General features: G+C 71.5%; 1 protein-coding gene. It reads right to left on the bottom strand.

What is annotated here, in order from left to right; genetic code table 11:
• Positions 1-8,093: amino acid adenylation domain-containing protein (locus tag ACIBF8_RS31930; protein WP_396787632.1), on the bottom strand; the 8,093-nt coding region annotated here is incomplete at both ends.

The following is an 8,093-nucleotide window of genomic DNA, read 5'->3' on the forward strand; positions in this document are numbered from 1 at the left end:
TCCGCGATGACAAACGCGATCCGATCGGCCGGGTAGTCCGGATCGACCGGCACGTACGCGCCGCCGGCCCTCATCACCGCCAGCAGAACGACGATCAAGTCCACCGAGCGCGGCAGCATCACGGCCACCCGGGTCTCCGGGCCGACTCCCCGCGCGGCCAGCACCCCGGCCAACCGGCTCACCCGCTCACTCAACTCCCGATAAGTGACCGCATCCACGGCCGGCGCGTCCGGGGTCGCCGCCGCCTGAGCCTCGAACAGCTCGGGCAGGGTCGACGGCTGACAGGGCCTGGTCGTGTCGTTCCAGCCGTGCAGGATCTTGTCGCGCAGTGCGGCCGGAAGCGTCTCGGGTCGCTTCCCGCCGACCAGCCCGGCGACCGCCGTCTCGATCATGTCGCGCAGCAGCCAGGGCGAGGCGGGCGCAGCCGCCTGAACGGTGACGACGAATCCCGCCCCACCGTCTTCGATCATCACGGCGATGGGGTAGTTGGTGCGCTCCCGGACGCTCAGCAACCGGATGCCGTCGAGCCCGCCTGTTCCCGGCGACGGGGCGTTGTGCCGGTAGTTGAGCAGCGTGGTGAACAGCGGGCTGACGGGGGCGGCCCGCTGGGCGACGGCGAGTGGTGCGTGCTCGTGCGCCTGCAGGTCAGCCAGTTGCTCGCGTACGCGGTCCAGCACGTCCGACGCGTCGACGTCGATCCGCAGGGGCAGCGTGTTCATGAACAGCCCCGGCGTGCGTTCCCCGCCCACGGCGCCCATGCGTCCGAACAGGACAGTTCCGAACACCACGTCCGACCGCCCGGTGATCGCGGCCAGCACGTACGCCCAGGCGGCGTGCAGCACGACCGCCGGGGTGGTGCGGTGGCGGCGGGCCGTCTCCCGAATGGCGGCGGCCAGTTCGGCGGGCAGCGGCCGCGACGCCTCGGCGATGCCGGAGCCGTCGCCCTGGACGTTCAGCAGACCGTACGGGGCGGTCGGCTCCTCGACGTCGCCCAGCACGGCACGGAAGTGCTCCTCGTGGTCGGTTGCGCCGAGTCGGGCGCGGGCCACGAAGTCGCGGAACGGTACCGGCTCGGGTAGCTCGCCGGCTGTGCCGTCGAGGAAGGCGCGTACTTCGCCGAGCAGCACGTCGAGGGCGGTGTGGTCCTGCACGATGTGGTGGATCCGCACGAGAGCCCGGTCGCCGACGACGTTGACCCGCAGCAACGGGGCCTGGGTCAGGTCCATCGGCACGTTCTCCCCGTACGAGATCGGGATCGTTGCCTTTTCATGGATGACCTGCACCGGCTCGCGGAAGCTGTGGATCGAGGTGCGCAGGATCTCGTGCCGGTCCACGACGTGCTGCAGGGCGGCGACGAAGGCGTCCAGGCGTTGTCGCGAGTCGAAGGACAGCTCGACCGGCAGGACGTAGACGTCGTTTTCCCGGTGCATCAGGTGGTGGAAGTACATGCCCTCCTGCAACGGTGCGAGGGGGTAGACGTCGACCACGTCGTCGGGCAGTTGGGCGATCTCGTCGGCGGTGAGGTCGACCAGCGGGAACATCTCGGGCGTCAACGGGCGAGACAGTGGGCGGCGCGGCGGGACCAGAACCTCGGCGCGACCCGAACTCGCGGCCAGACCGGCCGGGGTCGGGTTGAGAAACAGCGTGCGGACATCGACCATGACATCTCGCTCGCGCAGCCGCTCGATGAGGGTGATCGCGAGCAGCGAGTGCCCGCCGAGGGCGAAGAAGTCGTCGTCCAGGCCGACCCGGTCGAGGCCGAGGACGTCGGCGAACACCTCGCACACAACCCGTTCGCGCTGCCCGCGCGGCGCCCGTCCGGTGACGGCTGCGGCGTAGTCGGGGGCGGGCAGGGCGCGCCGGTCGACCTTACCGTTGACGGTGAGCGGAAGCTCGGTCAAGGCGACGACGGCCGCGGGGACCATGTAATCGGGCAACGTGTGGGCCACGAACCGGCGCAGTTCCTGCGGGTCGACGGCCGGCACGGTGTAGGCCACGACCTGCTGACCGTGCACGGTCGCCGCGGCCTGCCGGACTTCCGGGTGTGCGGCGACCGCCGCTTCGACCTCGCCGAGTTCGATGCGGTAGCCGCGCACCTTCACCTGGTCGTCGGTGCGGCCCAGGAACTCCAACACACCATCCGGGCGCCACTTCGCGAGGTCGCCGGTGCGGTACATCCGGCCGCCCCCGCCGAACGGGCACGCCACGAACCGCTCCGCCGTCAACCCGGGACGGCCGAGATAGCCACGAGCCAGACCAGCGCCCGCGACATACAACTCCCCCACCACGCCAGGCGGAACCGGGCGCAACGCGGCATCGAGCACGTAGACGCGGGTGTTCCACATCGGGCGACCGATCGGCACAACACCGTCACCACGGCCGTCAACCATAAAGTCGGTACACGCCACGGTCGTCTCAGTCGGGCCGTAACTGTTGATCACCGGCACCGAGGCGGGAAGTTGGTCGTAGCGGAGCGCTTCACCGCCGACCATGAGCAGCTTCTCCGGAATGTTGGACAACGCGGCCAAGTGCCCCGGGGTGACCTTCAAGAACGCCGTCTGTCGCTCCCCGGTCACCACCCGACCACCCGAGACGAGCGCGCCGAACACCGACGTCACCGTGGTGTCGAACCCGACCGACGAATGGAACCGCGCCTCATCGGCCAGCCCCGGATAGACCGCCGCCGCCCGAGCCAGATAGTTGACCACCCCCGCGTGCCGGATCACGACGCCCTTGGGACGGCCAGTCGAACCGGACGTGTAAATCACATAGGCCGGATGCTCGGGCAGCACCCGCACGCCGAGGTCATGGTCAGGACCGTCCGGCACGACCACCTCGTCGATCACCGCAATCGGTCGCGCCTCATCGAGGATGAGTTCGATCCGCTCGGCCGGATAGTCCGGGTCGATCGGCAGGTAGGCCGCCCCCGCCTTCAGCACCGCCAGCAGCGCGACCACCAGGTCGGCCGATCGAGGCATACGAACCGCGACGATCGACTCTGGCCCGGCCCCGTCCGCGACCAGCCGCCGCGCCAACCGGTTGGCCCGCGAGTTCAGCTCCCGGTAGGTGATCTCGTCGACGGCCGGCGCGTCCGGCGCGGCCGCGACTCGCGCCTCGACCATCTCGGCTACCGAAGACCACGCAACGGCGACGGCCGTGTCGTTCCAGCCGCCCAGGATTTGCTCCCGCTCCCCCGCCGACAGCACGTCGACCGCTTCCACGGGCTGCTCCGGCTGGGCGATGAGCGTGTCGAGCACGCGCACCAGCCGCCCGGCCATGGCCTCGATCACGTCGGCGTCGAACAGGTCGGTGGCGTACGTGATCCGCCCGCGCAGCCCGCCGCCGGTCCGCTCGGCGAAGGTGAGGTCGAGGTCGAACTTGACCGGCGTCTGCCCTGCGGGCACGGCTTCGACGGCGAGGCCGGGCAGGTCGAGCACGGGCGTCTCGGTGTTCTGGAACGTCAGCATCACCTGGAAGAGCGGGTGTCGACCGAGCGAGCGGGCCGGGGCCAGTTCCTCGACGACCTGCTCGAACGGCACGTCCTGGTGGGTGAAGGCGTCCAGGGTGGACTCGCGTACTCGGCGCACCAGCTGCGAGAAGGTGCCGCCGACCTCGACCCGCAGGACGAGCGTGTTGACGAAGAAGCCGATGAGGTCGTGGAGGGCTTCATCCTCGCGCCCGGCTACCGGCGTACCAAGCGGAATGTCGGACCCCGCACCCAGGCGTGACAGCAGCACGGCGACCGCCGACTGCAGCACCATGAACGGCGTGACACCTTCGGTGCGGGCGAACTCGGTGAGCCGGGCATGCAGGTTCGCGTCGACCGCGAAGTCGACCGCTGCCCCGCGGTGCGAGGCGACCGCGGGGCGGGGCCGGCTCGCCGGCAGGGTCAGCTCCGGGGGAAGCCCGGCAAGGGCGTCCCGCCAGTACGCCACCTGCTCCGACAGGTCCAGCTCGCGCTGCCACAGGGCGTAGTCCGCATACTGCACCGGCAACGGAGTCCACGAGGGCACGGCACCGCGCAGCCGGGCCGCGTACGCGGTCGAGATGTCCCGGGCGAGCGGCGCCAGCGACGAGCCGTCGCCGGCGATGTGGTGCACGACCAGCGTCAGCCGGTGCTCGTCCGGCCCGGTCGAGGTCAGCCCCACCCGCAGCGGGACCTCGCCGGTCAGGTCGAACGGCTCGGCCGGCGACACCTCGCGGAAGGCAACCGACGGTGGCTGGACACGCTGGTGCGGCACCCCGTCGACCAGCGGGAACACCGTGCGCAGCACCTCGTGGCGGGTCACCACGTCGGTCAGCGCGGCGGCGAGGGCGTCCCGGTCGAGCGGCCCGGTCAGGCGCAACACCATCGGAATGTTGTAGGCGGCGGCCCCGTCGAGCTGGTTGAGAAACCACAACCGTTGCTGCGCCAGGGAGAGCGGCACCGTCGAGGGCCGGGGGCGCGGCGTCAGGGCGGGCCGCGGAGGTCCAGCGAGGGAAAGCCGCCCGGCGAGCGCGGCGACCGTCGGCGCCTCGAACAGCTGCCGTAGCGACACATCCATGCCGAGGACCGACCGGATTCGGGCGACCAGGCGGGTGGCCAGCAGCGAGTGCCCGCCGAGCGTGAAGAAGTTGTCGTCGACGCCGACCCGTTCGCGACCCAGCACGGCCGCGAACACCCGGGCGAGCAGCTTTTCCCGGGGGGTCGCCGGTTCCCGGTGGCCGGTCTCGAAGGCCGGGTCGGGCAGGGCAGCTCGGTCGAGCTTGCCGTTTGTGGTCAGCGGGAACGCCTGCAACACCATCACGGCGGCGGGCACCATGTGCTCCGGCACGGTTCGTGCCGCGTGTGCGCGAAGCGCCGCCACGTCGATGTCGCCGACCACGTGGGCGACAAGGCGGTCGGCGCGGGCCAGCACGACCGCCTGCCGCACCCCCGCGAAGCCGAGCAGCACGGCCTCGACCTCGCCGGGCTCGATACGGAAGCCGCGTACCTTCACCTGGAAGTCCGTACGGCCGAGGAAGTCGAGGATGCCGTCGGGGCGGCGGCGGGCCAGGTCGCCGGTGCGATACATGCGCTCGCCGCGGCGGAACGGGTCGGCGACGAAACGTTCGGCGCTCAGGCCGGGCCGACCGAGGTAGCCGCGGGCTAGTCCGAGGCCGGCCACATACAGCTCGCCGGGCACGCCGGGCGGCACCGGACGCAGAGCGGCATCCAGCACGTACGCGCGTACCCCGGCGATCGGGACACCGATCGAGGGTGTCTCCCCGGCCGCCAGCGGCTCGCTCGCCGTGGCGCACACGGTTGCCTCGGTCGGGCCGTACGCGTTGATCAGCCGACGCCCGGACCGCCAGCGCTCGGCCACGTCGGCCGGCAGCGCCTCGCCGGCCGAGATCAGCACGGTCACCGTTTCGAAGCCGGCCGGGTCCTGGACGGCGAGCACAGCCGGCGGCAGCGTCACATGGGTGACGGCGTGCTCGGCGACCGTGCGGCGCAGCGCCTCGCCCGGCATCAGGTCGTCCTTCGTACCGACGACGAGGTGGGCGCCCGCGCACAGCGTCATCGCCCATTCCGAGACGGCGGCGTCGAAGCTGGGCGAGGCGAACTGGAGGACATGGCTGCCCGGGGTGACGGCGAAGTGCTCGCGTTGGGCGGCGGCGAGGGCGGCCAGGCCCCGGTGGGTGACGACGACGCCCTTTGGCCAGCCGGTGGAGCCGGAGGTGTAGATGACGTAGGCGGGATGTTCGGGTCGCACCTCGAGGCCGGGGTCAGTGGCGGGGTAGGCGGACGTGTCGACCGGGCCGTCGAGGATCACGGCCGGGCGGGCGTCGGCGAGCATGAAGGCGATGCGCGCGGCCGGATAGGCGGGATCGATGGGCAGGTAGGCGCCGCCGGCCTTGAGGACCGCCAGGCACGCGACGACCTGCTCGGCCGAGCGGGGAAGTTGCAGGGCGACCAGGGCCTCCGGGCCGACGCCGCGGTCGATCAGGTAGCGGGCGAGCCGGTTCGCGCGCGCGTTCAGCTCGCGGTAGGTGAGCCGGTCGACGGCGGGCGCGTCCGGGGTTTCGGCGGCCCAGGCCTCGACCAGTTGGGGTGCGAGGACGGCGGGGACCGGCCAGGTGGTGTCGTCGACGGCCTGTGCCCGCTCGGCGTCGGTCAGCAGGCTCAGCGCGGCGACCGGGCAGTCGGGCCGGTCGAGTGCCACCTCGAGCAGACGGACGAGCCGATCGGCGAGCGCGCGGGCCACGTCGACGTCGTACAGGTCGGTCGCGTAGACGAGTCGGCCGCGCAGCCCGCCGGCGGTCGTCTCGGCGAAGGTGAGGTCGAGGTCGAACTTCGCCGGCAGCGATTCGGGGGTGACCGGATCGACGGCGAGGCCGGGGAGGTCGAGTGCCGGGGTCTCGTTGTTCTGAAACGCCAGCAGCACCTGGAACAGTGGGTGCCGGCCGAGCGAGCGGGCCGGGGCAAGCTCCTCCACGATCCGCTCGAAGGGCACGTCCTGATTTGCGAACGCGTCGAGGCTCGTCTCCCGCACGCGGCGCACCGTCTCGGCGAAGGTGCCGCCGACGGCGACGCGCAGCACGAGCGTGTTGGTGAAGAAGCCGACGAGGTCGTTGAGGGCGTCGTCATTGCGCCCGGCTACCGGCGTACCCAAGGCAATGTCGAAGCCCGCACCCAGGCGGGACAGCAGCACCGCGACCGCCGATTGCATCACCATGAACGGCGTCACGCCCTCGGCTCGGGCGAAGGCGGTGAGGCGGGCGTAGAGCGCGGTGTCGAGATTCAGGTCGATCATCTCACCGCGGTGGGAGGCGACGGCGGGCCGGGGGCGGCTGGCCGGCAGCGCCAGCTCAAGCGGAAGCCCGGCGAGGGCGTCCCGCCAGTAGGCCAACTGGTTCGACACGTCCAGATCGCGTTGCCACAGCGCGTAATCCGCATACTGCACGGGCAGTGGGTTCCACGAGGGTGCGGTGCCACGCAGCCGGGCCCGATAGGCGGTCGAGATGTCGCGGGCCAGCGGTGCGAGTGACCAGCCGTCGCCCGCGATGTGGTGCACGACCAGCGTCAGCAGGTGTTCGTCGGGGACGGTCGAGGTGAGGCTGGCCCGCAGCGGGATGTCGGTCGTCAAATCGAAGACCGGCACGCCGTCGGTGAACGTGACCGGGGACGGCGGCAGAACTCGTTGGCACGGCACGCCGTCGACGATCGGGAAGACCGTCCGCAGCACCTCGTGGCGGGTCACCACGTCGGTGAGGGCGGCGGCGAGCGCGTCGCGATCGAGCGGGCCGGTCAGGCGCAGCACCATTGGCAGGTGATAGGTCGGGCTCGGTCCCTCGAGGCGGCTGAGGAACCACAGGCGTTGCTGGGCCGCCGACAGGGGCACGGTCTCGGGGCGAGACCTTCGCGCCATTCCCGTACGGCCCGGGGCGGCGAGCCGGCCCGCCAGGCTGGCGACGGTGGGGGCGTTGAACAGGTCCCGCACCGTCGTCTCGCGCCCGAGCAGGGAGCGGATGCGGTTGACGAGCTTGGTGGCGAGCAGGGAGTGGCCGCCGAGGTCGAAGAAGTTGTCGTCGACGCCGACATCGTCGCGCCCGAGCACCTCGCCGAAGGCCTGGCAGAGCTGCTCTTCGTCGCGGTTGGCCGGCGCGCGGCGGGTCGTGGAGGCGGCGAAGTCGGGCGCGGGAAGGGCTTTGCGGTCGAGTTTGCCGTTGGTGGTCAGCGGCAACGCGTCCAGGGCCACGACGGCGGCCGGCACCATGTAGTCCGGAAGTGCGGCCGCCACGTGTGCGCGCAGTGCTGCCGGGTCGGCTTCGCCGACGACGTAGGCGACGATCCGGTCGTCGCGGACGGCCACGGCCGCCTGCCACACATCGGCGTGGGCGGTGAGGATAGCTTCGATCTCACCCAACTCGATCCGGAAGCCTCGGAACTTCACCTGGTCGTCGGTGCGGCCCAGGTAGACGAGTTCGCCGTCCGGCCGCCACGTCGCGAGGTCGCCGGTGCGATAGAGGCGGCCACCCCGGCTGTACGGGTCGGCGACGAACCGCTCGGCGGTCAGCCCCGGCCGACCCCAGTAGCCCCGTGCCAACTGGATTCCGGCGAGATACAACTC

The organism is Micromonospora sp. NPDC050276, assembly GCF_044459545.1.
GTDB lineage: Bacteria > Actinomycetota > Actinomycetes > Mycobacteriales > Micromonosporaceae > Micromonospora.